The organism is Pseudotamlana agarivorans (assembly GCF_018860245.1).
In the GTDB taxonomy this organism is placed as follows: Bacteria; Bacteroidota; Bacteroidia; order Flavobacteriales; family Flavobacteriaceae; genus Pseudotamlana; species Pseudotamlana agarivorans_A.
Window position 1 is genome coordinate 427,927 of record NZ_JAHKPD010000008.1, and the last position, 26,958, is coordinate 454,884.

The following is a 26,958-nucleotide window of genomic DNA, read 5'->3' on the forward strand; positions in this document are numbered from 1 at the left end:
ATGTAGAATCTAAAAAAATTGTATTTTTCGGTTTTCTGTTTAATTCATGAAGTACGCTATTGTCTTTCTATTCGTTTTAATGCTCTCATCATGTGAGTATTTTAATGTGAAAAAAACATCTTCAGAAGCCTTTTTGAATGAAGAATTGAAGACTTTTAATTGGAAGGATGTAGATGAATATCCTGGTTTTTCAATATGCGAGGGGTCCGATACTAAGGAAAGTCGTAAAGTTTGTTTTCAAAATACATTAACAAATCACATTACCAATTATTTGCAAAAGGAAACCATAATCGTAACTCAGGATATTAATGATACGGTTGTTTTGGAATTTCAAGTGTCTAAAGCTGGTGATTTGATTTTAACTCATGTAACGATTGATTCTATTACCATTGAAGAAATTCCAAATATAGAAAGCCTTTTAACAGAGAGTTTAGATTCGTTACCTACTATTTATCCCGCTATTAAACGCGGACAACAAGTTACTACAGAATTTCAATTACCGCTTATTATTAGTGTAAACTAATTATTTTTTAAACGTTCTCCCTTTCCAGCTATAATCCGACATTATAGAAACTAAAGCGATGTATACACTAAAAAAAGGATAGATGATAAAACCTGTTAAATAACTTTTTAAGGCATATTTCTGATTTAGAAAACGGGCAGTTTTAAAAATTAAATAGAAATCAATACTACATTTAATCGTTAAAATATAGCCGAATATTCTAAAGTTAAAAAGATTTAAAAGGCTTAGAATTAAGCTTAAAACAACCATAAAATTCATTAAGAAAACAAGAAACCCTGTTAATTTTCCAAATCCGTTTTTATAAGCCGTTGTTTTGGCTGCCCAACGTACACGTTGTGAAACCAGCGATTTCCAATTAGGTTGAGCATTCGTTTTTACTATCGCGTCTTCACTTTTTAAATAATGAACTTTTTTTGGATGTTTTTGGGTTGCTTTTTCTAGTAAAAATAGGTCGTCTCCGCTAGCGATATTGGAGTTTCCATTAAAACCAGACAATTCAAAGAACAATGATTTTTTATAAGCAAAATTGGCTCCGTTACATAAAAATGGTTTTTTAAGTCCGAAACCACCAATAGTAGCACCTTGTAAACTCATAAGGTCTAACCATTGAAAGCGATTTAAAAAAGAATTGTCCAAATGGTAAGTTACAGGTGCCGCTACACAAAAGGTACTGGTTTCCTGAAGGAAGGCATTAAAAGTTTGTAGCCAATTTTGAGGCAGAATACAATCGGCATCAGTTGTAATGATCCATTCGTGTTTGGCTTGGTTTATGGCTGAACTGATCGCGTCTTTTTTAGGTGAATTGGAGTGTCTTTTATTTTGGGTAATTCGAATATCGGTTGGGTAGTTTTGAGTTGAAGATTGAATGATTTCAACCGAATCATCTTCAGAGGCATCATTAACAAGAATGACTTCAAAGTGGTTTGAGGGGTAATTTAAAGCATGGATGGATTCTAGCAGTTTCGGTAGGTTGTTCGCTTCATTCCGAAAAGGAATAACTACAGAGAACTTCGTTTTAGGTGTAGTGTTTTTAGTTTCATAAGGTTCTATTGTATCAAAACCGTAAACAAAGCTTCCAATTAAAACTAAGTAAGCTAGGGTGATGCCTATGCAAATAATAACCATCATGATAAATTGTTTTTAAAGTTGAATTTAAGCACATAATAACTTCCGATAAGGCTAGGTAATACAAAATTAAACAACCACATAAGTGTAACTATAGATAATATAAACAATTCATTCACTTGGGCAAACGAAAATAAGTACACCGCAATGCTGCCTTTAATTAACACATCAAAAATAAAAATTGAAGGTATTATTGAGGCCAATAGATACATGGTTGAAATAATAATAATGGATTCAAAATAAGATAGCTGAATTTGAAAAATCTGCACTAAAAAATAAAACTGAAATGAAAAAACGGCATATCTCACAAAGGATAAGCCTAGGCCTTGAAGTAGTTTGTTCTTCGGAAAATTTGTTAAAAAACGTTTTACCTTAGCTATTGAAAATGCTTTAAACTTGAATGTACCTTTAAAAATAATAAAACTTAATAGTAGGACGAGAACCAGAAGCCCGCTAGCATAAAATGAAAAGCTGTAAAGGTTAAAAGAAGTTTCATAAGCTTGTAAAAAGAAAGCTAGGCCTATTAGCCCTAAAACAGTCGTGATAAGTAATTGTAATAAATTGCTAATGAGGTTAATAAAAACTATTTTTTTTCGGAATGTGGTCTGGTAAAACATGGCTTTTGCACCATATTCTCCGATGCGGTTAGGTGTAATTAAAGAGGCGGTAAGGGAACCTAGGCTTTGTGCGGTGGCATTTTTGAAGCTAATTTTTTTAAATGAGCTCACCAGTAACTGCCACTTTAATATTTCTAAAAACCAGTTAAAAGCAGATAAAAACAGTAAAAAACTAACCGTTTTGATAGAGAAATTGCTATTTTCAGTCAAAATTGTATAGAAATCAGAAAAATCTAACGTATTATTGTTAATTAATTTCTGATATATAAAGTACAGTGCAGCAACAACTATGCTTAGTTTAATAAGCAGAAGTAGAAAGTGTTTCGTTCTGTATGATAGGGTCTGTACTATGATGGTGCAAATTAAATCAATATTACGCAATGATTGCTTATTTAAAAAAAATTAAGAGTATCTGGGTAGTTGTTATCTTGTTATTTTGGTTTGGTTCTTCTCAAGCTCAAGATGATTCTAGTACATTTAAAGTGCAGTTTGCTACAGGAATTAACACGCCTATGAGTAGTGGATTTGTTAGTGGTTTTGAAGTCAAACCTATTAATTTTCCAACAATTAATTTAGGCATTCAGTATCTGTTTTCAACTAAAATTGGTGCCAAGTTAGATTTTGGTTATAACCGATTTTCTAATGAAACAAACGCCACGGCATTTAAAACAAATTATACTAGAATTAATTTACAAGCCGTGTACGATGCGACTCATATCATTAGGTTTTTTCCTAGAATGGGGACTTTTCTACATGCGGGGCCAGGCTTTACAATGATTACCCCTTTGGCTAATTACGGCCAGAATAAAACAAATTTCTTAAATACAATGGTGGGGGCAGAATTTCACTATGCTATTAATGACGTTTTATCCATTTATTTGGATGGTTCTTATATCTTTGGCTTCGGAGAAGCATTTAACACACCATCGGAGGGTTTTGGTGCTTTTAACGGAGATATATTAACCGTAACGATTGGAGCGTCCATTTCGCTAAGCGGTTGTTACTATTGTAATGATTAATGCAAGAACGAATAATTTTAGGAATTGATCCTGGAACAACGATAATGGGTTTCGGACTTATAAAAGTGGTTGGTAAAAACATGCACTTTTTACAGCTGAATGAATTGGATTTAAAAAAATACAGCGACCATTACATCAAATTGAAACTTATTTTCGAGCGTACCATCGAACTCATCGATACACACAATCCAGATGAAATAGCCATTGAGGCACCCTTTTTTGGGAAAAACGTACAGAGTATGCTTAAATTAGGCCGCGCTCAGGGTGTAGCTATGGCTGCAGGTTTAAGCCGGGAAATTCCAATTACAGAATATTTGCCCAAAAAAATAAAAATGGCCATTACGGGGAATGGAAATGCTAGTAAAGAACAAGTGGCTAAAATGCTTCAAAGTTTATTGGGGTTAAAAACCTTACCGAAAAATTTAGATTCCACAGATGGGCTAGCGGCGGCTGTTTGCCATTTTTACAATTCGGGGCGTATTGATGTGGGTAAAAGCTATTCTGGATGGGATGCTTTTGTAAAGCAAAATCCGAATAAAATAGGTTAATCTTCAAGTTATAATGGCTGGTATTTATATTCACATTCCGTTTTGTAAACAGGCGTGTTTTTATTGCGATTTTCATTTTTCAACTTCTTTAAAAAAGAAGGATGCTCTTATTTTAGCTCTTGTAGAAGAATTAGAAATTCAGAAAAAAGAGCTCGCAAATTATACTGTTGAAACTATTTATTTTGGCGGTGGAACTCCTAGTTTGTTATCAAACGCTGAATTAGAGGTGCTAATCGCGGCTGTTTATGCTAACTATAAAGTTATTGAAAACCCCGAAATAACACTTGAAGCCAACCCAGATGATTTAACAGCAAATCGTATCATGGCGCTTGCAGATTCTTCTATAAACCGATTAAGTATTGGGATTCAATCTTTTTTTGAGGATGATTTGAAAAGCATGAATCGTGCGCATAATGCTGATGAAGCAAAACGGTGCCTAGAAGTGGCCACACGTTATTTTGATAACATTACGATAGATTTAATTTACGGTATTCCAAATATGAGTTTGCAGAAGTGGGATGCTAATTTAGAACAAGCCTTTAATTTTGGAGTCAGTCATATTTCAAGTTATGCCTTAACGGTCGAGCCTAAAACGGCTTTAGATGCCTTTGTGAAAAAAGGTGCATTTCCACCAATAGATGAAGATTTAGCCCTGCAGCATTTTAACCATTTGGTAAAACGAACTGAGGCAGTTGGTTTTGTGCATTATGAAATTTCAAATTTTGGAAAACCTCATTATTTTTCGAAACATAACACCAGTTATTGGCAGGGAAAACCCTATTTAGGTATTGGGCCTTCTGCACATTCTTTTTTAGGAAATGAACGCCGTTGGAATGTTTCAAATAATACCAAATATATTGAGGCCATTGAAAATGAAATCCTACCAATTACGAGTGAAATATTATCTCGCGAAGATCAGTTTAACGAATATGTTATGACGGGGCTTCGTACTATATGGGGGGTATCTCTAAATCGAGTTGAAGCCGACTTTGGGCCCGATTTTCTTCAGCATTTAAATACCTTGTCTCAAGTGTTTATTAACGACGGGCTACTGTGTGTTTTAGATGAGTTTGATGATTCTAATACGCTTATGCAACGCCTAACAGCAACTCAAAAAGGTAAATTTTTAATTGATGGAATTGCTTCAGAACTGTTTATGATTTGATTATATTTGGGTATGAATGCTACTATCCAATACAACTCAAGAAAACTTCAAATAAATTTACGTAAACCCATAGATATTTCTATTCCGCTTCGTGCTTCAGAAAATAACGTGAGAGCCTGGTACGTTAACGCACCAAAAATAGAACCTGCAGAAGATGGCGACTGGAAAATTGCCGTGAAAAACGGGGCTTGCATAAATTTTAATAACATATCTTTTAATCCGCATGCCCATGGCACACACACCGAATGTGTTGGTCATATTACCGAAAAAGTACATTCTGTCAATAAACATTTAAATCAGTTTTTCTTCTTAGCCGAAGTGATTACCGTGGCTCCCGAGCGTTTAAATGGTGATTTTGTAATATCGGAAAAGCAGTTGAAATTTGCCTTAGGAAATAAAAAGCGCGAGGCCGTTGTAATTCGCACCATGCCAAATACAAGAGAGAAACTTTCGGCGCATTATTCCAATACAAACCCAACTTATATGTTGGAAGATGCCGCTATTTACTTAAAGGAAAAAGGTATTAAGCATTTATTAATAGACTTACCTAGTGTAGATAAAGAAAAGGACGAATGTCAACTTTTGGCACATAATGCTTTTTGGAATACAAGCGGAAAGTTACGATTAGACGCCACGATTACGGAGTTTATTTTTGTGCCCAATACAGTAGAAGATGGCGAGTATTTTCTGAATTTACAAATAGCACCTTTTGAAAATGATGCTAGTCCAAGTAAGCCTATCTTATATGAAGTATTAAGTTAATTTAATTGTAGTATTATGGATATCGAACAGATTAGAAGTTATTGTTTGAATAAAAAAGGCGTGACCGAAGAATTTCCTTTTGATGAGCACACCTTGGTTTTTAAAGTGCTAGGTAAAATGTATGCGCTAATTTCCCTAAAAAAATGGGAGGAAGGCGAAGCGGCTATCAACTTAAAAGCAAATCCGGAATACGCTATAGAACTTCGTGAAACTTACCACAATATTCGTGCGGGCTACCATATGAATAAAAAGCATTGGAATACAGTTTATCTTCAAGAAACTGAGTTACATCCAGATCTTGTTAAATCACTAATCGATCATTCTTACAAAATGGTAGTTCAAGGGATGACAAAAAAGATGCAAAGCAAATTGGAGGAACTGTAATTACCACTGTTTTTTATTGTATATTTGTTATCTCTCTGAAAATCAAAACATTATTATTAGCATAATCATCGCCCTAAAATCTTAAAGTCGAATTTATTAACTTTAAAATTAGATAGATTATGAAAACTATTAAACACACTTTAACAGCCTTGAGTGTTCTGCTCATGTTGTTTTATTCCGAAACCGTTTTAGCACAATCAGACCAAATACCAAGGTATATGACCTCCACAACCTTGAGTTGGAATCAAGATAATGGGGACTTAGATATGGATGAATGGAAAGCTGTTGAACAAGAGTATTTAGAAAAAGTAACTAAAAAGAATGAGTATATTTTAGGCTCTTCATTTTATAAGCCACAATTATCTGGTAATAGTGGTAAGTTAGTAGTGGTAAGGGTTTACGCTTCATGGGTGGCCATTGAAAAAGCTGCCGAACGAAATCAAGAGTTAGAAAAAGACGCATGGCCTAATGAAAGACACTTAAAAGAATTTAAGAAAAAGCAACGTTCGTTTTACAGACATGATCATTCCGATGAAATTTACTCCGTACTTCCTATTATGAAACCAGTTCAAGACTGGTCTAAAGACATGGTGTGTTACGTACGAACTCAATATTTAACGTTTCCTGAGGATGGGAAAGAGGATGAAGTTGTTGGTTTATTACAAGAAAATTATGATAAATTAGTAAAAGGTAATGCCCTTATCAAAGGTTTCTTTACCTATAGACATGCTTGGGGTGCTAATGGCAGTGAAATAAAGAACGCTTATTTTCTTTCTTCTATTTCAGATTTAGAGAAACTATTTGAAAGTGTTCCAGACCTTGAGAGAAAAGCATGGCCAGGAGATCATGAGCTAAAGAAGCATACCGAAGTTGTAAAAAAATATTTTAAAAATATACATGAAGATAATGTATATACATTCGTAGGGGGACTTTCAAAGTGATCCAGCTTAGTAACGGTTTTTCATTTTAATTGAAACTTGTGGAAGGTTTTAATTAACCGTATTTTTGCGCTACAAAATTTATACCTATGAGTGTTTTACAAACCTTAAAAGATAGAAGTAATTCCACTTGCGAATTATGTACTTCAACTAACGCATTATCTCAATACACAATTCCACCATCATTAAATGAAAATGTGGCTAATGATGTTTTGGTTTGTAAAACATGTTTAGATCAGATTGAAGAAAAAGAGGAGATGGATCCTAACCATTGGCGTTGTTTAAACGACAGCATGTGGAGTGAGCATATCGCTGTTCAAATTATGGCTTGGCGTATGTTACAACGCTTACGTAATGAAGGTTGGCCAAAAGATTTAGTGGATATGATGTACCTAGACGACGAGGCTCTGGCTTTAGCACGTGCAACAGGTGAGCATGAAGATGCAGCGAATAAAATAATTCATCGCGATGTAAACGGTGTGATTTTAGATAATGGCGATTCGGTAGTATTAATTAAAGACCTGAAAGTGAAAGGCTCCAGTTTAGTAGCTAAACAAGGTACGGCAGTTAGGAATATTCGTGTAGATCGTGAAAACGATAAGTATATCGAAGGCAAAGTTGGTGCACAACAAATTGTTATTATTACCGATTACGTTAAAAAGCTATAATGCTTAGGATACTTTTACAATGAATTGCTTTTCTGTATAGTGAAGTCTAATCTGTTTGATAATAGCTTCAACTTATGCAGTAGTTCGAATAGAGGCTTTAAGTTGAAGTGTCTGCAATGATTTTCCATTCATCATTAATCTTTTTGAAAACTAGCATAAAAATACCGTCTGCATTACCCAGATCTCGTTTTATGTGATATTCTCCTAAAACATAATAAACATCCATACTTATTTTAGTAATGTCGTTTATTTTGAAGCTTAATATACCTGTATGATCTTTGGTAGGGTAGGCCTTAAGGTAACGATCCAATGTGTTTTCCCAACCGGTTGTTACACCACTTCTGCTATAAAATTTTAAAGAGTCGCTTTTCCAATATCCTTCCATGTATGCTTCGATATTGTTTTTGGACCAAGCTAATCTTTGCTTTTTTAGTACTTCATTAATGGCTTTTTTGTCTGCACTTTCATCTGATTGTGAAAAACTAGTAAATGCACTGAAAAGGCACAGAAGTAGAATGATTTTTTTCATTTTCGGAAAATCTAAATAGTATAAATAGAGCAAATAGGTTGGAGTAAATGTAATAAAATCTTGTAGTTAATAGGTTGCTTGTCGATGAAATATACGCGGTATTGCCTTTCATCTGATGTTCAAATCGCTTGGTCGAAAAAATAGTGGGCAAACTGCCCTGAATAGTTACTTTTACTCGACAACCCTATGATTAACTCTATTTATTAGTCTAACCATTTAAAACACTTACACATGGATTTACAAATTACAAGCTGTAACAATTTTTTTAAAGTAAAAGGCATTTTAAACAAAAGTAATGTAAGCATTTTTACTAATGAGTTTAACAACATTTTTGAAACGCTAGACACAGTTACTATCAGTATTAAAGATATTGAAAGTATGGATAAATCTGGTGTCGAAGCCTTATCAAAACTTCATGCAGAGGCTTTAATGAAAAACAAACAATTTTCTATTATTGGATATGGTTGTAAAGAACTTTATGATCATTTTAAAACAGAGGTTGCTGCTTAAATAGCCTGCGCTTTTTTATAAATATAAAAACCATATGAAATTTAGCAAAAAGCTGATTTTATATGGTTTTTTTTTGGTGTATATTTTTAATGTGGTCACGAGTTTCTCGTGTTAGGGATAGTAGAGGAAAGCTTTTGGCGAGCGACTGCTCCCGATAGCTATCGGGAGAGCCAAAACTTGTAACGGATAGCGCGACCAGCTTTTGCTCCCTTAAAAGCAAAAGCTGGTAACACCCAATTTATTTAGATAATGCTGTAAAATGTTTGTAGAATCCTGGTATGGTTTCAATACCTTTAAGGAAGTTCCAAACGCCAAAATGCTCGTTAGGGGAATGGATGGCATCGCTGTCTAAACCAAAGCCCATTAAAATGGTTTTACTTTTTAATTCTTGTTCAAAAAGTGATACAATGGGAATGCTGCCACCGCTACGTTGTGGGATAGGGGCTTTTCCAAAGGCTTCTTCGTAAGCTTTTGATGCGGCTTGGTAACCTATACTGTCTATTGGGGTTACATACCCTTGTCCGCCATGATGCGGGGTCACTTTTACTTTCACGCCTTCTGGAGCGATGTTTTCAAAATGTGTTTTAAATAGATTCGTGATCTCTTCCCATTCTTGATGTGGTACTAAGCGCATAGATATTTTAGCATAAGCTTTACTTGCAATTACGGTTTTGGCACCTTCGCCAGTGTAACCACCCCAAATACCATTCACATCTAGTGTAGGTCTTATGGAATTTCTTTCGTTGGTTGAGAATCCTTTTTCACCATAAACGGCATCGATATCTAAGGCTTTTTTATAGTTTTCTAGGTTGAATGGGGCTTTGGCCATTTCGGCACGTTCGTCTTTTGAAAGTTCTTCAACCTTGTCGTAAAACCCAGGAATGCTAATGTGATTGTTTTCGTCGTGCAATGAAGCTATCATTTTGGTTAAAATGTTTATTGGGTTTGCTACCGCACCACCATATAATCCCGAATGTAGGTCGCGATTTGGTCCTGTCACTTCAACTTCCACATAGCTCAAACCACGTAAGCCTGTTGTGATGGATGGTACGTCGTTAGCAATCATGCCGGTGTCTGAGATTAATATGACATCGTTTTTAAGTTTATCGTGATTAGCTTTTACGAATGTCGCTAGATTAACACTACCCACTTCTTCTTCGCCTTCTATCATGAATTTTACGTTGCATGGCAGTTGGTTGGTACTGGTCATAAACTCCATAGCCTTAACGTGCATGTACATTTGTCCTTTATCATCGCAGGCACCACGGGCAAAAATTGCGCCGTCTGGGTGTTTTTCGGTGGTTTTAATCACAGGTTCAAAAGGAGGTGAATCCCATAAATTGATAGGGTCTGGTGGTTGCACATCGTAATGCCCATAAACTAAAACTGTAGGTAAGGTTTTATTTATAATTTTTTCGCCATAAACAATAGGGTTGCCCGCGGTTTCACAAATTTCAACCAGATCGCAACCTGCTTTTTCCAAACTTATTTTTACGGCATCTGCCGTTTTTTCAACATCAGTTTTGTATGCTGAATCGGCACTTATCGATGGTATTTTTAGCAGTTCGATTAGCTCATTTAAAAAGCGTTCTTTGTTTTCGGTAATATAAGATTGAATGTTTTTCATGCTATTTTCTCTTTGAGATATATTCAAAAGTATAAAAAAGAATTTTTTTTGGCATTATAAAGTTTGCAATTTAAAAATCTTGTTTATATTTGCATCCCGATAATTATCGGGACTAATAGCGGGCGTGGTGGAATTGGTAGACACGCTAGACTTAGGAATTAGGCAAGAAAAAGTTATTAAAATATTAAAATGCGGGAGTGGTGGAATTGGTAGACACGCCAGACTTAGGATCTGGTGCCGCGAGGTGTGAGAGTTCGAGTCTCTTCTCCCGCACATTTTAAACTGCGTTATCGTAGACAAAAGCTTCTCAATTTTGAGGAGCTTTTTTTGTTCAGGTACAACATAGGTACAACAAATTGATCTTTTTTATAAATTTATTTAATTTGAAATGAATTAGTGGTTTTTGACTGTAATTACTATTACAGAATACTTAAACTCTTGTTAATTAATTACTGTCATTTCAAAATTTCGTAACTTCGCAATCAATATGAAACAAATATTCCATCAAATAATGTCTTTGGCAATGGCTTTTGTAGTGTTATTCTCTACAATGTCATTTACGCTTAATATGCATTATTGTGGAAATACTTTGGTTGAAACTGCTATGTTCAATAAAGCGGAAGGATGCGGAATGGAAATGGAAAAACCATCAGCTGAAGGTTGCTCTATTATAAAAAAGAACTGTTGTAATGATGAACAATTGGTAGTCGATGGTCAAGACGAACTGCAATTGCAAGTTGACAAAATTTCTTTTGAGCAACAAGTATTCATTGCTTCATTTGTTTACACATATATCAACCTTTTTGAAGGTTTAGATAATAATGTATCTTCTTTTGAAGAATACAAACCACCACTCGTCATAAGGCAACTCTACAAGATTGACGAGACCTATTTAATTTGATTTTTAAACAATAGACTGTTTTATCCTATGACTGTATAATGTCATAAGGATAATTTGCTGTATTCGGTGTTTTCCTAACGCCAATGTCTAACTGTTTAATAATCAAAGCTAATGCTAAATAAAAGCATCAAATTTTTAATAGAAAATAAACTCGTAGCAGTTCTGCTACTCGTCCTTTTTGTTGGATGGGGAACTGTAAACGCACCTCTTAATTGGGACAGAGGATTTTTACCAAGCAACCCCGTAGCGGTAGATGCCATTCCAGATATTGGAGAAAATCAACAAATTGTATTTACAAAGTGGGATGGTCGTTCGCCACAAGATATAGAAGACCAAATTACTTATCCTTTAACTACTTCTTTACTTGGTATTCCAGGAGTGAAAACCATTCGTAGTTCTTCTATGTTTGGGTTTTCAAGCATCTATATCATTTTTGAAGAAGATATAGAATTCTATTGGAGTCGTAGTCGAATCCTCGAAAAACTCAATTCATTACCAAGTGGATTATTACCCGAAGGTGTTAATCCTGCATTGGGACCAGATGCCACAGGTTTAGGACAAATATTTTGGTACACTCTTGAAGGTCGAGATGAAAAAGGAAATGTTACTGGTGGTTGGGATTTACACGAACTGCGTAGCATTCAAGATTACTATGTGAAATATGCTTTATCTACTGCAAGCGGTGTTTCTGAAGTAGCTTCCATTGGTGGTTATGTTCAGGAGTACCAAGTTGATGTCAATCCAGAGCTGATGCGTCAATATAACATTGGCTTAAACCAGATCGTAAAAGCAGTTAAAAGTAGTAATCAAGATATTGGTGCGCAAACTTTAGAAATCAATCAAGCTGAATATTTAGTACGCGGTTTGGGTTATGTAAAATCTGTTGAAGATATTGAAAATGCTGTAGTTACTTCAGAAGATTTTACTTCAATTAAGATTAAAGACATTGCTAAAGTATCATTAGGTCCAGCAACGCGAAGAGGTTTATTAGATAAAGAAGGTGCAGAAGTTGTTGGTGGTGTTGTAGTGGCGCGATATGGTGCTAATCCAATGGAAGTCATTAACAATGTAAAAGCGCAAATTGAAGAACTAAAAGGAGGATTACCAACAAAAGTATTGGCTGATGGACGAACATCTCAATTAACAGTCGTTCCTTTCTATGATCGTACCGAACTTATTCAAGAAACATTAGACACACTAAACGAAGCATTAACACTAGAAATATTAATTACCATTTTGGTTATTATTGTTATGGTTTTCAATTTAAGAGCTTCTATTTTAATTTCTGGATTGTTGCCTGTTGCAGTATTAATGGTATTTGTTACCATGAAACTGTTTAACGTGGATGCCAATATTGTAGCACTTTCTGGTATTGCTATTGCTATTGGAACTATGGTAGATGTAGGCGTCATTCTCGCAGAGAATATGATTCGCCATCTCGATGATGAAAAATTACGGTTACGAGAAGATGGTACAGCGTTAACTACAAATGAAGTAGTTTATAATGCGACTGCCGAAGTTTCAGGAGCAATCTTAACAGCGGTATTAACTACAATTATCAGCTTTGTGCCTGTATTTACAATGATTGGTGCAGAAGGAAAATTGTTTAGACCTTTAGCATTTACCAAAACGATGGCATTATCAGCATCTTTGGTTATTGCTTTGTTTCTAATTCCACCATTCGCAGCTTATTTATTCAGAAAAACATCACTTAAAAGTTCATTTAAATACATTATAAATGGTGCTTTAATAATTGCTGGAATCGCAATTATGGTTACTGGATATTGGCTAGGGATTATTTTAGTTGCTTTTAGTATTACAGGTTTACTTGGGGTTTTGGGTAAACTAAATAAGAAAAACAGCAATCTTGTAAATATTATTATTTCATGTACTGCCATTATATTTTTACTTGCCGAATATTGGCGACCATTAGGCTTTGACAGAAGTATTCTAATAAACTTAATTTTTGTGGCTATTATTTGCTTCGGAATTTTAGGAATATTTTCAATTTTTAGAAGGTATTATGGACAAATTTTAAATTGGGCTTTAGCAAACAAGTTATTGTTTTTAATTATTCCAGCAACTGTACTTGTTTCTGGAGGATGGATAATGAATAATACAGGAAAAGAATTTATGCCATCTTTAAACGAAGGCTCTTTTCTATTAATGCCAACCTCATTACCACATTCAGGTGTTGAGGAAAATAAACGTGTGCTTCAGCAATTAGATATGGCTGTATCCACCATTCCAGAAATTGAAACCGTAGTAGGGAAATCTGGTAGAACAGAATCTGCATTAGACCCTGCGCCTTTATCTATGTACGAAAACATGATTCAGTATAAATCTGAATACATGCGTAATTCAAAAGGGAAAATACAACGTTACAAAGTAAACGACGAAGGTGCTTTTGAGTTGAAAGATGGAACATTTATCGCCAATCCTAATAATTCGGAAAATGTTGTTTTTACAAACGTTGAACATACTCAACTTATCGAAGATGTTGATGGCGAATTCTATCGTAATTGGCGACCAGAAATTAATAGTCCTGATGATATTTGGAATGAAATCGTCAGAGTTACCAATTTACCAGGAGTTACTTCTGCACCAAAATTACAACCCATAGAAACCAGATTGGTAATGCTTCAAACAGGAATGCGTGCGCCAATGGGAATTAAAGTAAAAGGACAAGATTTAAAACAAATTGAAGCGTTTGGGTTGCAATTAGAAAGTCTTTTAAAACAAGCTGAAGGTGTAAAAGAGCAAGCTGTTTTTGCAGATAGAATTGTAGGGAAACCTTATTTACTTATTGATATTGATAGAGAAAAAATAGCACGTTATGGTGTGTCTATAGAAGATGTACAAAGTGTGCTAAAAGTAGCAATTGGTGGTATGGCCATAACTCAAACGGTTGAAGGAAGAGAGCGCTATGCTGTTAGAGTGCGATATCCAAGAGAACTGCGTGGTAATCCAAAAGATATTAAAGGAATTTATATTCCTGTTGAAAAAGGCAGCCCTGTTCCGTTAAGTGAGTTGGCGACTATTCGATATGAGCAAGGTCCACAAGTCATTAAAAGTGAAGACACCTTTTTAGTAGGCTATGTGTTGTTTGATAAATTAGATGGATTCGCAGAAGTTGATGTTGTTGAAAATGCACAAGCATTGTTTCAACAGAAAATAGATTCAGGAGAATTAACTGTTCCAAAGGGCATCAGCTATAAATTTACAGGAACTTATGAAAATCAGTTACGAGCAGAAAAAACTCTTTCAGTCGTCGTTCCATTAGCACTTGCTATTATTTTCTTGATTCTGTATTTCCAGTTTAAATCTGTTACTACTTCACTAATGGTTTTTACAGGAATAACGGTTGCATTTGCAGGTGGTTTTATAATGATATGGCTGTACGGTCAAGATTGGTTTTTAAATTTCAGTTTGTTTGGAGAGAATATGCGAGACCTTTTCAATATGAAAACTATCAATCTAAGTGTAGCGGTTTGGGTTGGTTTCATAGCTTTATTTGGAATTGCTACAGATGATGGAGTTGTTATGGCAACATACCTCACGCAAACTTTTGAGCGTGAAAAACCTGCCGATAAAAAGAGTATTAGAACTTCCGCTTTGCAAGCAGCAGAAAAACGTATTCGTCCGTGTTTAATGACTACTGTAACTACCATTTTGGCGCTGTTACCAGTATTGACATCCACAGGAAAAGGAAGTGATATTATGATACCTATGGCAATTCCAATATTTGGCGGAATGGTTATAGACATTACCTCTTACTTTATTGTACCAGTTTTATACAGCTGGAGAGAAGAGTTTAAATTGAAAAGAGCAAACAAATGAAAAGAATAATTTATACACTCATAGGTTTATCAACTTTTAGTGTTTCTAATGCACAAGAATTAGAAACACTTATTAGTGAAGCATTAAATAACAATCCTGAAATTCAAAAGTTTGAATTACAGTATAGCATTGCTTCCGAAAAAGTGAATGAAGTAAATACATTACCTAATACCGAATTTGGAGTGGGTTACTTCGTAAGCGAGCCAGAAACACGTACAGGAGCGCAACGCTTCAAAGTATCAGCTAAACAAATGTTGCCTTGGTTTGGGAATATAACTGCAAGAGAAAACTATGTGAGCGCTTTGGCAGATGCTAAATACGAAGATATTGTTATTGTCAAAAGAAAATTGATGGCTTCGGTATCACAATCCTATTACAATCTTTACGCTAATAAAGCAAAACAAGACGTTTTAAGCGAGAATATTAAACTACTTAATACTTACGAAACATTGGCTTTAACATCGGTTGAAGTTGGGAAAGCTTCAGCGGTAGATGTTTTACGATTACAAATGCGTCAAAATGAAATGCAACAATTATTGGATGTTTTGGTTCAACAATTTTTAGCTGAACAAACTACTATTAATAAGCTTTTAAATCGTGATAAAGGTGTACGAGTTTCTGTAGTTAATGAGTTAATAATTCCTTCAGAAGATTTTGAAATGAATACTAAAAGTTTAGCATTACACCCAGAACTACTGAAATTCGATAAACTCTATCAGTCGGTAGAGCAATCCGAATTATTAAACCAAAAAGAAAATAGTCCAATGATTGGTTTCGGTTTAGATTATATCAATGTTGATAAACGTCCTAACATGGATTTTAGCGACAATGGAAAAGATATAATTATGCCAATGGTGTCCCTATCTATTCCCATATTCAATAATAAGTACAAATCCCAAACCAAACAAAATGAGTTGCAACAGCAAGAGATTTTGGCACAAAAACAAGAGCGCACAAATACATTAGAAACACTATTAGATAAAGCAGCAAACGATAAGGTTTCAGCAAGAATAAGTTATGCAACCCAAACGAAGAACTTAAAGCAAGCTAAAGATGCTGAAGAGATTCTTATTAAAAATTACGAAACAGGAACGATTGATTTTAATGACGTTTTGGACATACAAGAATTGCAATTGAAGTTTCAAATGAACCAAATTGAGTCTGTTAAAACCTACTATGTGCAAACCACAATTATTAATTATTTAATTAAATAAGAGTATGGATAGTTTAACACAAGCAGCATTAGGAGCAGCAATTGGCGAAGTAATTCTTGGTCGAAAAATAGGATATAAAGGTGCAGTAATTGGTGCTATTATCGCTACTATTCCAGATCTCGATATTGTTTTGCTTTCATTTTATTCATCAGTAGAACGAATAAGTATTCACAGAGGTTTCAGTCATTCCATTTTGTTTAGTTTAATAGGCTCAATTTTAATAGCTTTTATATTAACAAAACTAAAGTGGACAAAGCAAATTTCTTATATAAGACTTTTAATTTTTTGTTGGTTGGCTCTATTTACACATATGCTATTAGATGCATTTACAACCTATGGTACTCAGCTATTGTTGCCTTTTTCCAATTATCGAGTAAGCTTCGATAGTGTTAACATAGTTGACCCTTTTTATACTTTGCCTTTATTATTAGGTTTAATTTTAGGCCTTACATACTTCAGGAATAAAGACTCAAGAACCCTATATAGTAAGCTTGGGCTAGCTATTAGCTCTCTATACCTGTTATTAACTTTAGGAATCAAATCTTATGTAAATCAAAAGTTTGATGAAGTTCTAACTTCACAAGGAATTGAATATAATTCGCTATTAACAGTTCCAGTTAAAATTGGAAGTATTAGTTGGTATGGGGTTGCTAAAACTAATAATAGTTTATTTATTGGTAGGTACAATAACCTATCACAAAATCCAATAACATTGACGGAGTTCCCAATTAATGATCATTTATTGAATGATATTCCTGCTGAAATATCCTCAACTTTAAAATGGTTTTCTCAGGATTTTTATACAGTCGTAGAAAATAACGGAAAATTAAGATTGTACAATATGCAATGCGATATGCAAGGCATTCGTACTTATGGAAATTATAAAGCACCCACAGCTTTTTATTTTGAAATTACGCCACTTTTAAATGGGAATTATGACTTAACAACAGGAATGCACGAAAAACAAAAACAATGAAACATACATATCACATACACGGAATGACTTGCAACGGTTGTCGAAGTCACGTAGAAGAAACACTTTCAAAAGTGAAAGGTGTTTCAAAGGCTTCTGTTGATTTAGAAAAAGCAGAAGCAACTATCGAAATGGAATCTCATATTCCAATAGAAAGGTTTCAAGAAGCTTTAAAGAATGATGGCGGAAACTATAGTATTCATAAATTAGGAGAGCACCATCATACAAAAGTAGAAAAGGAAAAACAGCCAAAAGGAAAAGGCACAGGTACGTTTTATTGTCCTATGCATTGCGAAGGCGAAAAAACTTATGACAAATCAGGCGATTGTCCTGTATGCGGAATGGATTTGGTCGAAGAACAAAATCTATCCACAACTTCATCAGAGCAATGGACGTGTCCTATGCATCCAGAAATAATAAAAGATGAAGCAGGTGCTTGTCCTAAATGCGGAATGGATTTAGTATCAATGGAAGCAGATAGTTCAGCAGAAGAGAAAACCTATAAAAAGTTATTAAAGAAGTTTAAGATTGCAGTAATATTCACATTGCCAATTTTCTTAATGGCAATGAGCGAAATGCTAACCAATAATCCATTGTATGACATCATGGAACAAAAATATTGGAATTGGATTCAGTTCGTATTATCCATTCCAGTTGTATTTTATGCCACTTGGATGTTCTTTGAACGTGCCTATAAAAGTATAAAAACGTGGAATCTTAATATGTTTACACTTATTGGAATAGGTGCTGGTGTTGCTTGGTTATTTAGTGTTTTTGGTATGTTTTTTCCAGACATTTTTCCAAGTCAGTTCAAAACGGAATCTGGAGCAGTACACGTTTATTTTGAAGCAGCAACCGTTATCCTAACATTAGTGCTTTTAGGTCAACTTTTAGAAGCTCGTGCGCATAGTAAAACCAATTCAGCAGTAAAAGAATTGTTAAAGCTAGCACCCAATAAAGCTATAAAAGTAGTAGATGGCGAAGATGTTGAAGTTACCATCGATGCTATTGAATTAAATGATATTCTAAAAGTAAAACCAGGCGATAAAATTCCTGTGGATGGCTCGATAACAGAAGGAGATACAACTATTGATGAGTCAATGATTACTGGAGAGCCAATTCCTGTTAATAAAACAGTAAATGATAAAGTAAGTAGCGGAACAATAAACGGCAACCAATCTTTTTTAATGAAAGCTGAAAAAGTGGGGAGTGATACGTTACTCTCTCAAATCATCCACATGGTTAACAATGCCAGTAGAAGTCGTGCACCAATTCAAAATTTAGCCGATAAAGTATCAGGTTATTTCGTGCCTGTCGTGGTCATTATCTCTTTACTAACCTTTGCGGTTTGGGCAATTTGGGGACCAGAACCAGTTTACGTTTATGCCTTTGTGAATGCTATTGCGGTATTAATAATTGCTTGCCCTTGCGCGTTAGGATTGGCAACACCTATGTCTGTAATGGTTGGTGTTGGTAAAGGTGCTCAAAATGGTGTATTAATTAAAAATGCTGAAGCACTTGAAAAAATGGATAAGGTTACTACGCTAATTGTAGATAAGACAGGAACAATTACCGAAGGAAAACCAACCGTTGAAACAGTAGGTTCTTTTGATGCTGATTTTAGCGAAAGTGACATTCTGGAATATATTGTTTCATTGAACAAAAACAGCGAACATCCATTGGCAGAAGCAACCGTTAAATATGGAAAAGAACAAAAAGCAGAAATTTTAAAATCAGAAGCATTTAGTGCAGTTACAGGTAAAGGAGTAGAAGCTACTATTAAAAATAAAAAGGTGGTATTAGGAAATCCTAAGATGATGGGTTATGCCAATGCAGAGATAACCTTGCAGATGGAAGAAGAAGCTAAAGTATATCAGAAACAAGGGAAAACAGTTTCTTATTTATCGATAGATAAAAAGGTTACTGGTTATGTAGTAATAGGCGATAAAATTAAGGAAACTAGCGCTAAAGCCATTAAGGAACTTCAAGACAAAGGTATTAAAGTCATCATGTTAACAGGCGATAATCACGACACAGCACAAGCAGTAGCAACAGAATTAAATCTTACAGATTTTAAAGCAAGTATGTTGCCTGAGGATAAACTCAAGGAAGTAGAGAAACTACAAGAAAAAGGAAAAGTTGTTGCTATGGCAGGCGATGGTATTAATGACGCACCAGCACTTGCTAAAAGTGATGTAGGTGTCGCAATGGGTACAGGAACAGATGTAGCTATAGAAAGTGCTATGATAACCTTGGTAAAAGGCGATTTGCACGGTATTGTAAAAGCCAGAAATTTAAGCGATGCTGTAATGAAAAACATTAAACAGAATCTATTTTTTGCACTTATCTATAACACATTAGGTGTGCCGATTGCAGCAGGTGTTTTGTTCCCATTTTTCGGAATTTTACTCTCGCCAATGATTGCTGCATTAGCCATGAGTTTTAGTTCGGTGTCAGTAATAGTGAATGCATTAAGATTAAGAAATATTAAAATATAGAAAATGAAAAAATATATAATTTACTTCGGAATATTAGCAGTTGGACTTTTGTTAGGATGGCTTCTTTTTGGCAATTCATTGGCTAAAGAAACAGAACACAATCATGACGCAGTAACAGAAAATAACCAGATGTGGACGTGCTCGATGCATCCACAAATTATGCAACCAGAGGCTGGCGATTGTCCAATTTGCGGTATGGATTTAATTCCTGCGGAAAGTAGTTCTGAAGGATTATTAGCAGACCAATTCAAGCTTTCAGAAAATGCTATGGCATTGGCAAATATTCAAACGTCAATTGTTGGTAAAGGTAAAACAGAAGATAATACAGTTAAATTATCAGGGAAAATTGTAGAGAATGAAGAAGCTAATGCAGTTCAAGTCAGTTATTTTTCTGGAAGAATAGAGCGCCTAAATGTGAGTTTTACAGGCGAAGAAGTTAGAAAAGGACAGTTATTAGCAACTATTTATTCGCCAGAATTGTATGCAGCGCAACAAGAGCTCATTACAGCAGTTTCATTAAAAGAATCACAACCTGCATTATACAAAGCTGTGCGCAACAAATTAAAATTATGGAAGCTTTCTGAAAATCAAATAAATCAAATTGAAACTTCTGGTAAGGTCAAAGAAAACTTTCCTGTTTATGCAACGGTTTCAGGTACAGTTTCTGAAAAGTTAGTAGAACAAGGGGATTATATCAAACAAGGTCAACCTTTACTCAAAATAGCTAATCTAAACACGGTTTGGGCAAATTTTGATGTGTATGAAAATCAAATCGATTTATTTAAAAAAGGACAAGAGATTTCAGTCACTACCAATACTTATTCTAATAAAGAATTTAAAGCTAAAGTAGATTTTATAGATCCTGTTTTAGATACAAAAACAAGAACTGTGAAATTAAGAGCTGTACTTAATAATAAACAGAACGTTTTTAAGCCAGGAATGTTTGTTGAAGGAAAAGTTAAAGGAATGACTTCAAGTAACGAACACGTATTGACCATTCCATCTACAGCTGTTTTATGGACAGGAGAACGTTCAGTTGTCTATATAAAAACAGACCCTACTCAACCTGTTTTTGAAATGCGAATTATTACATTAGGTAATCAAATTGGCGATAATTATGAGGTGTTAGAGGGTTTGAGTATTGACGATGAGATAGTAACAAATGGAACGTTTACTGTTGATGGAGCAGCGCAATTACAAGGTAAAAAATCAATGATGAATAAAAAAGGTGGTAAAGTTATGACTGGTCATGAAGGACATTTGGGAATGGAAAAAAATCCTTCAGCAAATAACGAGAATCATTCTAATATGAATGAGAGGATAAAAGTTTCTAAGGACTTTCAGAATCAAATTAAAGTAGTTTTTAATGATTATATCAAATTAAAAGACGTTTTGGTTAAAGATGATACTAATAACGTAATGACAGAATCAAAAAGACTATTGGGCAATTTATCTAAGGTTGATATGAAGCTATTAAAAGATAAAGAGGCTCATGGTCATTGGATGTCATTAGAAAAAGAAATAAAAGCATCGGCAAGATCAATTTCAAATACATCAAATATTGAATCACAACGAAATCATTTTAAGCACCTCTCATCACATTTAATTAGTACAATTCAAACTTTTGGTATCAATGAAAAAGTCTTTGTTGAGTTTTGTCCGATGGTAGACGATAACAATGGTGCATACTGGTTGAGCAGGGAAGAAAAAGTAATCAACCCATATTTTGGTGGTGCGATGCTAACCTGTGGAGAAGTAAAACAAGTAATAGAATAATAACAATTAATTTTTAAAACAATGAAAAAAGTAATTTTAAGTTTAGCTGTAGTAATGGCTATAGGTTTAACAAGTTGTAAAAACGAAACCAAGCAAGAAACAACAGAAACAAAAACGGAAGTATCTAAAGACATGGCTATGGCAGACATATCTTTTGGTGTTAGAGGTAATTGCGGAATGTGTAAAAAAACCATAGAAAAAGCTGTAAACAAAGTTGAAGGTGTTGCTAGTGCAAATTGGGATGTCGATAAAAAGAAAATTGACGTGTCTTTTGACGATACTAAAACAGATGCAATGGCAATCCATAACGCAATTGCAGCATCAGGTTATGATACTGAAAAAGTAACAGGAAGCGAAGAAGCATATAGTAATCTGCCAGGATGTTGTAAATATGAACATGATATGGTAATGAATCAATCAGGAGATAAAAGTGAAGAGGATCATTCAGACCATGACCATTAATAATAAATATAGAAGAGCCTTATTAATTAAAGGCTCTTCTATTATAAAAGTTACATGTCTACGTTATTTGCAACATCATTGCATTAAATAATGTATATCTTTGCTACGATGAAATTTTTAGCCTTCATATTATCAATTTATATTTTCGCGCTTAATTTAGCACCTTGCGAAGATAATGCTACGCTTGATAATGAGGTGCAAACTGAGATTTCACAAGGTATGGACAATGACCATCAGCACCAAGATTCAGATTTATGTTCGCCTTTTTGTATTTGCCAATGTTGCCATATAAATGCAACATATTTTCAATTTGCAGATTTAAAATTTAATTTTCCTTATATATCTACTCAAGATTTTCTTTACTTAAACGGTACAGAAAAAGATTTTACTACTTCAATTTTACAGCCACCTAGGGCTTAATTCAGTTTTTTTTAAGGATAACTATATCCAATTTCAAGCCTATTATGGCTCTTTTCATTTCAAGTAATTCTAATTTTTATTTTAGAATTATATCGAGAAGTTCAACTGAATTAATACATTTTCTATGATTAATAAAATCATTGATTTTTCAATCAATAACAAATTCATTATTGGTTTGCTTACGCTTACCATTGTTGGAGCAGGTATTTGGAGCATGACCCAAGTACCAATCGATGCTGTTCCAGATATTACCAACAACCAAGTACAAGTCATTACACAAGCACCAAATTTAGGAACAGAAGATATCGAGCAAATCATAACCTATCCAGTAGAGGTAGCAATGAGCAATCTACCTAATGTCGAAGAAATTCGTTCCATTTCTCGTTTTGGCTTATCAGTTGTTACCATAGTTTTTGACGATGATATGGGAACTTATCTGCCGCGTCAATTAGTCGCTGAAAAACTCAACGACATTAAAGGACAAATTCCCGAGGGATTCGGAGAACCTTCAATGGGGCCTATTTCATCTGGTCTTGGAGAAATATATCAATACACACTTAAAGTCAAAGCAGAATATAAGGACAAATATTCGGTTACTGATTTGCGCACCATGCAAGATTGGATAGTACAGCGTCAAATGGCAATGGTTGAGGGTGTTGTTGAAGTTAATGCTATTGGCGGAAAAATTAAGCAATATGAAGTCGCTGTCGATCCAAATGAGTTGCGAGCAATCGGATTAACAATTACCGATGTCTTTGAAGCATTGGAAAACAACAATCAAAATACAGGTGGTGCATATATCGAAAAGAACCATCAAGCCAATTTTATTCGTGGCGAAGGCTTAGTGCGTAGTTTGGATGATATTAAAAAAATTACAGTAAAAAATATAAATAATATTCCTATAACTATTGGAGACATTGCCAAAGTGCAATTTGGCTCTGCTATACGTTACGGCGCATTAACACAAGATGGCGAAGGCGAAGTTGTAGGTGGTTTGGTAATGATGCTTAAAGGGGCTAATTCAAACGATGTTATCGAGAATGTAAAAGAGCGCATGGCTCAAATAGAAAAGTCTTTACCAGAAGGTGTAATTATTGAACCTTTATTAGACCGAAGTAAATTAATAGCAGAAACTACATTAACTGTAGCAACAAACCTTATTGAAGGCGCCTTAATTGTAATATTTGTACTCATTTTTTTATTAGGAAACTGGCGAGGTGGTTTAATAGTAGCATCCACTATCCCATTATCGTTGTTGTTTGCTTTTATATTGATGAATGTATTTGATGTGTGGGCAAACCTAATGAGCTTGGGTGCGATTGATTTTGGAATCATTGTAGATGGAGCAGTAATAATAGTTGAAAGTACTGTATTTCTCATTACATCCCGAGTACTTAAAAAGAAGAGCCTTACAGCAAAAGAAAGAGATAAGGTGGCTTCAAATGCTTCAAAAAAAATGATGAATGCTGCGTTTTTCGGTCAGCTTATTATCCTTATTGTTTTTCTTCCAATTCTGGCTTTACAAGGTATTGAAGGGAAAATGTTTAAACCAATGGCATTGACATTCATTTTCGCAATGATTGGCGCCATGGTGCTTTGTTTGACCTATGTGCCAATGATGTCTGCCTTGATTTTAAGAGCACCAAAAAACGACAAAAAATCATATGGCGATAAATTTGTGCATTGGGTAGAACGTAAATATCAACCGTTGTTAGAAAAAGCCTTAAAGAAAGGTAAACTAATAATTGGTGTTTCTGTTGTTTTATTTGGTATTGCAGTCTTTATGTTTACGAGAATGGGAGGCGAATTTATACCACAACTTGATGAAGGAGATATTGCGTTTCACGCCATTTTAAAACCAGGTAGTTCCCTTAAAGAAACTATTGAAACGACTACAAAAATTGAACAAATTGTAAAGGCAAAGTTTCCAGAAGTTGAAAAAATTGTAAGTCGAATTGGTGTTGCTGAAATTCCAACAGACCCAATGCCAATGGATTTGGCTGATGTTTTTGTAATTCTGAAGCCAAAAAGCGAATGGACAACACCCATTACAAAAGATGAATTGATAGAGAAGATGAAAGAAGCGGTTGAAATCGTTCCAGGTGTTAACTATGAATTTACACAACCTATCGAAATGCGCTTCAACGAATTACTAGAAGGTGTTAGAGAGGACATTGCTATAAAACTTTATGGAGAAGATATAAATGTACTGTCTCAAAAAGCAGAAGAAATATCTCAAATTATTGCAGGGACAGAAGGTATTGGAGATATGAAAGCCGAAGCCACAACAGGCTTACCACAAATGACCATTACCTACAATAGAAATAAATTAGCACAATACGGACTGCAAATAAATACTTTAAATCAAATCGTTCAATCGGCTTTTGCAGGTGGTACAGCAGGAATTATTTTTGAAGGCGAAAAGCGATTCGATTTAGTGGTAAGATTAAATTCTCAAAACCGAAAGGATATTTCAGATGTTCAAAATTTATATATCAATTTACCGTCTGGTACTCAAATTCCACTTCGTGAAGTTGCAGATATAAGTTACAAAGCAGGCCCAATGCAAATAAGCAGGGATAATACAAACAGAAGGACCTATGTTGGTATTAATGTAAGAGGACGTGATGTAAAATCTTTAGTAACCGAGATTAAATCAAAGTTAGATGCTAAACTTGAATTACCAACTGGCTATTTTATTAGGTATGGTGGTGCATTTGAAAACTTAGAACGTGCAAGTAACAGATTGCAAACTGTAGTTCCAATTGCGTTATTACTCATTTTTGTACTTATTTATTTTGCTTTAAAATCGTTGCCACAAACCTTAATGATTTACATCGCGATTCCTATGGCAACCATTGGTGGTGTAGTAGCATTGTGGTTAAGGGATATGCCATTTAGTATTTCAGCAGGTGTAGGTTTTATTGTTTTGTTTGGCGTCGCTGTTCTTAACGGTCTGGTAATGATAAGCGGGCTGAATGAGTTGAAAGAAGAAGGCGTTACCAATCTTAAAGATAGAATCATAGAAGGAACAAAACGAAGAATTAGACCTATAATGTTAACTGCTTTTACAGATGTTTTAGGCTTCTTACCTATGGCAATTTCAGCATCAGCTGGTGCAGAAGTACAAAGACCTTTAGCGACGGTTGTAATTGGTGGTTTACTAACCTCTACATTATTAACATTGTTCGTGTTGCCGATATTATATCATTGGGTAGAAAGCAAATCATTCAAGTTTAGAGCAAATAAAAAAGTAATTACAGTTACTGTAATGGTAGCTTTTATGTTTTTGTTGCCAATAACAGGAAACGCCCAAGAAGTTAATGATACGTTACCAATTATTTCAATGAATGAAGCGGTTAAATTATCAAAAGAAAATTTTCCGCTTTTAAAACAAAAGCAATTAGAAATTAGCAAACAAGAACAGTTAAAAAGTACAGCTTACGATTTTGGTACATCTCAAATTTTTACTGGAGGCGAGGAAATTAATAACGGAAATGGTATTTATACGACTATTGGAATTGGTCAAAGTAACATTGATGTGTTCGGTATTTCTGCAAAAAAGCGATTGCAAGAACAACGCATTCAATTAGCTCAAAAGGCGTTTCAGCTTTCAGAATTAGATTTAGAATTGGAAGTGAAAAAGGCGTGGGCAAATGCCTTGCAGAGTAAAAGGAATTATAAATTATACAAAGAATTAGATTCTATATATACCAATTTTGAAAAAGCAGTAGCATTAAATTATGAAGTTGAAGCTATTTCTATGTTAGAATATTCAGCAGCTAAAAATCAAGCCTTACAGATTCAAAATAAATTTATGCAATCAAAAAGTGAATACAATATTGCATTACAACAGTTAAACCTATGGCTGGTTTCTGATACGTTCTATACGGTTCCAAATGATTTTGAAATAACCAATGAAATTGATGTTGATACTTTTAGCATAGAAGAACATCCCTTATATGGTCTAGCACAATTACAAGTGTCAGAAGCAGAAGCAACATATAAAGCTGCCAAAGCAGATAACTTACCCAAGTTAAATCTTCAAGGTGGTTTACAAAATGTAAATGGAAATTCAGGTTTTTATACGTATCAAGCAGGTGTTTCTATTCCTTTTTTGTCTGGTACAAATAAAGCAAAAGTTAAAACTGCAAAAATAGATAAGGAAATTGCCGAAACGAACATTCAGTTTAAAAAACAAGAAGTACAATCCAAGTTTCTACAATCAAAAGAGAATTATCAAAAATGGAAGACCTCTTGGCTTTTCTATAAAAATGAGGTTTTACCACTTGTAAAAGAACAAAAAGTGGGTGCTTTATTTGCCTATAGAGAAGGCGAGGTAGATTATACAGGATTTACACAACTCATAAAAGAAGCTATCCAATCTGAATTACAAGCTCAAGAAGCATTAATAAATTATTTAGAAAGTACATTTCAACTACAATATTTTAATAAATAA

At 34.4% G+C, this 26,958-nt stretch carries 22 protein-coding genes and 1 tRNA gene; 19 read left to right on the forward strand and 4 right to left on the reverse strand.

The window, feature by feature from the left end:
* Positions 1-46: 46 nt before the first annotated feature.
* Positions 47-523, forward strand: coding sequence for a hypothetical protein (locus KO493_RS04555; protein ID WP_216066756.1), 477 nt, complete (start codon positions 47-49; stop codon positions 521-523).
* Here KO493_RS04555 and KO493_RS04560 read toward each other — a convergent pair whose 3' ends face one another.
* Positions 524-1,651: a glycosyltransferase family 2 protein gene (locus tag KO493_RS04560; protein ID WP_354667419.1), complete on the reverse strand. Its 1,128-nt coding sequence runs from the start codon at positions 1,649-1,651 to the stop codon at positions 524-526. It lies immediately after the preceding gene.
* Complete coding sequence (locus tag KO493_RS04565; RefSeq protein ID WP_289846507.1) at positions 1,648-2,646, reverse strand: lysylphosphatidylglycerol synthase domain-containing protein; 999 nt, start codon at positions 2,644-2,646, stop codon at positions 1,648-1,650. The genes KO493_RS04560 and KO493_RS04565 overlap by 4 nt, the downstream gene beginning before the upstream one ends.
* Between KO493_RS04565 and KO493_RS04570 the strand changes: the two genes are divergently transcribed.
* The 7 genes from KO493_RS04570 (at position 2,646) to KO493_RS04600 (ending at position 7,749) form a co-directional block, all read left to right on the forward strand.
* Positions 2,646-3,284 (forward strand): cell envelope biogenesis protein OmpA, encoded by a 639-nt coding sequence (locus KO493_RS04570; RefSeq protein ID WP_216066757.1) that lies wholly within the window; start codon positions 2,646-2,648, stop codon positions 3,282-3,284. The genes KO493_RS04565 and KO493_RS04570 overlap by 1 nt on opposite strands.
* Entirely contained in the window at positions 3,284-3,832 is a 549-nt protein-coding gene (gene ruvC / locus KO493_RS04575) for a crossover junction endodeoxyribonuclease RuvC (RefSeq protein ID WP_216066758.1), read from the forward strand. The genes KO493_RS04570 and ruvC overlap by 1 nt, the downstream gene beginning before the upstream one ends.
* A 13-nt stretch (positions 3,833-3,845) precedes the next feature.
* The gene (hemW, locus tag KO493_RS04580) at positions 3,846-4,997 is read left to right on the forward strand and encodes a radical SAM family heme chaperone HemW (protein ID WP_216066759.1); all 1,152 of its coding nucleotides are present in this window, start codon (positions 3,846-3,848) and stop codon (positions 4,995-4,997) included.
* A 12-nt stretch (positions 4,998-5,009) separates the two neighbouring features.
* Positions 5,010-5,759 (forward strand): cyclase family protein, encoded by a 750-nt coding sequence (locus KO493_RS04585; RefSeq protein ID WP_216066760.1) that lies wholly within the window; start codon positions 5,010-5,012, stop codon positions 5,757-5,759.
* A gap of 15 nt (positions 5,760-5,774) precedes the next feature.
* Positions 5,775-6,143: an MmcQ/YjbR family DNA-binding protein gene (locus KO493_RS04590; RefSeq protein WP_216066761.1), complete on the forward strand. Its 369-nt coding sequence runs from the start codon at positions 5,775-5,777 to the stop codon at positions 6,141-6,143.
* Between the two features lie 119 nt (positions 6,144-6,262).
* Positions 6,263-7,084, forward strand: coding sequence for a hypothetical protein (locus KO493_RS04595; protein ID WP_216066762.1), 822 nt, complete (start codon positions 6,263-6,265; stop codon positions 7,082-7,084).
* A gap of 86 nt (positions 7,085-7,170) precedes the next feature.
* Entirely contained in the window at positions 7,171-7,749 is a 579-nt protein-coding gene (locus tag KO493_RS04600) for a PhnA domain-containing protein (protein ID WP_216066763.1), read from the forward strand.
* 97 nt (positions 7,750-7,846) lie between these two features.
* Here the strand turns inward: KO493_RS04600 and KO493_RS04605 are convergent, their stop codons facing one another.
* A complete protein-coding gene (locus KO493_RS04605) occupies positions 7,847-8,311 on the reverse strand; it encodes a YybH family protein (protein ID WP_252723155.1) in 465 nt (154 codons plus the stop codon).
* A 198-nt stretch (positions 8,312-8,509) separates the two neighbouring features.
* On the opposite strand from KO493_RS04605, the gene KO493_RS04610 reads away from it, so the two are divergent.
* A complete protein-coding gene (locus KO493_RS04610; RefSeq protein WP_216066764.1) occupies positions 8,510-8,788 on the forward strand; it encodes a hypothetical protein in 279 nt (92 codons plus the stop codon).
* Positions 8,789-9,026: 238 nt separating this feature from the next.
* On the opposite strand, the gene KO493_RS04615 is transcribed toward KO493_RS04610, so the two are convergent.
* Positions 9,027-10,415 carry a dipeptidase gene (locus tag KO493_RS04615; RefSeq protein WP_216066765.1) on the reverse strand — a complete coding sequence of 463 codons (1,389 nt, stop codon included), beginning with the start codon at positions 10,413-10,415 and terminating at the stop codon, positions 9,027-9,029.
* A gap of 191 nt (positions 10,416-10,606) precedes the next feature.
* On the opposite strand from KO493_RS04615, the gene KO493_RS04620 reads away from it, so the two are divergent.
* The 10 genes from KO493_RS04620 to KO493_RS04665 all read left to right on the forward strand — a co-directional run bounded on the left by KO493_RS04620 (position 10,607) and on the right by KO493_RS04665 (position 26,958).
* Positions 10,607-10,688 (forward strand) — tRNA-Leu (locus KO493_RS04620).
* 214 nt (positions 10,689-10,902) lie between these two features.
* The gene (locus KO493_RS04625) at positions 10,903-11,316 is read left to right on the forward strand and encodes an HYC_CC_PP family protein (protein ID WP_216066766.1); all 414 of its coding nucleotides are present in this window, start codon (positions 10,903-10,905) and stop codon (positions 11,314-11,316) included.
* A 111-nt stretch (positions 11,317-11,427) separates the two neighbouring features.
* Positions 11,428-15,156 (forward strand): efflux RND transporter permease subunit, encoded by a 3,729-nt coding sequence (locus tag KO493_RS04630; RefSeq protein ID WP_216066767.1) that lies wholly within the window; start codon positions 11,428-11,430, stop codon positions 15,154-15,156.
* Positions 15,153-16,370, forward strand: a complete 1,218-nt coding sequence (locus KO493_RS04635) for a TolC family protein (protein ID WP_216066768.1) — start codon at positions 15,153-15,155, stop codon at positions 16,368-16,370. Before KO493_RS04630 ends, KO493_RS04635 begins: the two co-directional genes overlap by 4 nt.
* A gap of 4 nt (positions 16,371-16,374) precedes the next feature.
* Positions 16,375-17,346: a metal-dependent hydrolase gene (locus KO493_RS04640; protein ID WP_216066769.1), complete on the forward strand. Its 972-nt coding sequence runs from the start codon at positions 16,375-16,377 to the stop codon at positions 17,344-17,346.
* Positions 17,343-19,841 carry a heavy metal translocating P-type ATPase gene (locus tag KO493_RS04645; protein WP_216066770.1) on the forward strand — a complete coding sequence of 833 codons (2,499 nt, stop codon included), beginning with the start codon at positions 17,343-17,345 and terminating at the stop codon, positions 19,839-19,841. Before KO493_RS04640 ends, KO493_RS04645 begins: the two co-directional genes overlap by 4 nt.
* 3 nt (positions 19,842-19,844) lie before the next feature.
* Positions 19,845-21,617, forward strand: a complete 1,773-nt coding sequence (locus KO493_RS04650) for an efflux RND transporter periplasmic adaptor subunit (protein WP_216066771.1) — start codon at positions 19,845-19,847, stop codon at positions 21,615-21,617.
* A 21-nt stretch (positions 21,618-21,638) separates the two neighbouring features.
* Complete coding sequence (locus tag KO493_RS04655; protein ID WP_216066772.1) at positions 21,639-22,079, forward strand: heavy-metal-associated domain-containing protein; 441 nt, start codon at positions 21,639-21,641, stop codon at positions 22,077-22,079.
* Positions 22,080-22,187: 108 nt separating this feature from the next.
* Positions 22,188-22,499, forward strand: coding sequence for a DUF6660 family protein (locus KO493_RS04660; protein WP_147677779.1), 312 nt, complete (start codon positions 22,188-22,190; stop codon positions 22,497-22,499).
* 124 nt (positions 22,500-22,623) lie between these two features.
* A complete protein-coding gene (locus KO493_RS04665; protein WP_216066773.1) occupies positions 22,624-26,958 on the forward strand; it encodes a CusA/CzcA family heavy metal efflux RND transporter in 4,335 nt (1,444 codons plus the stop codon).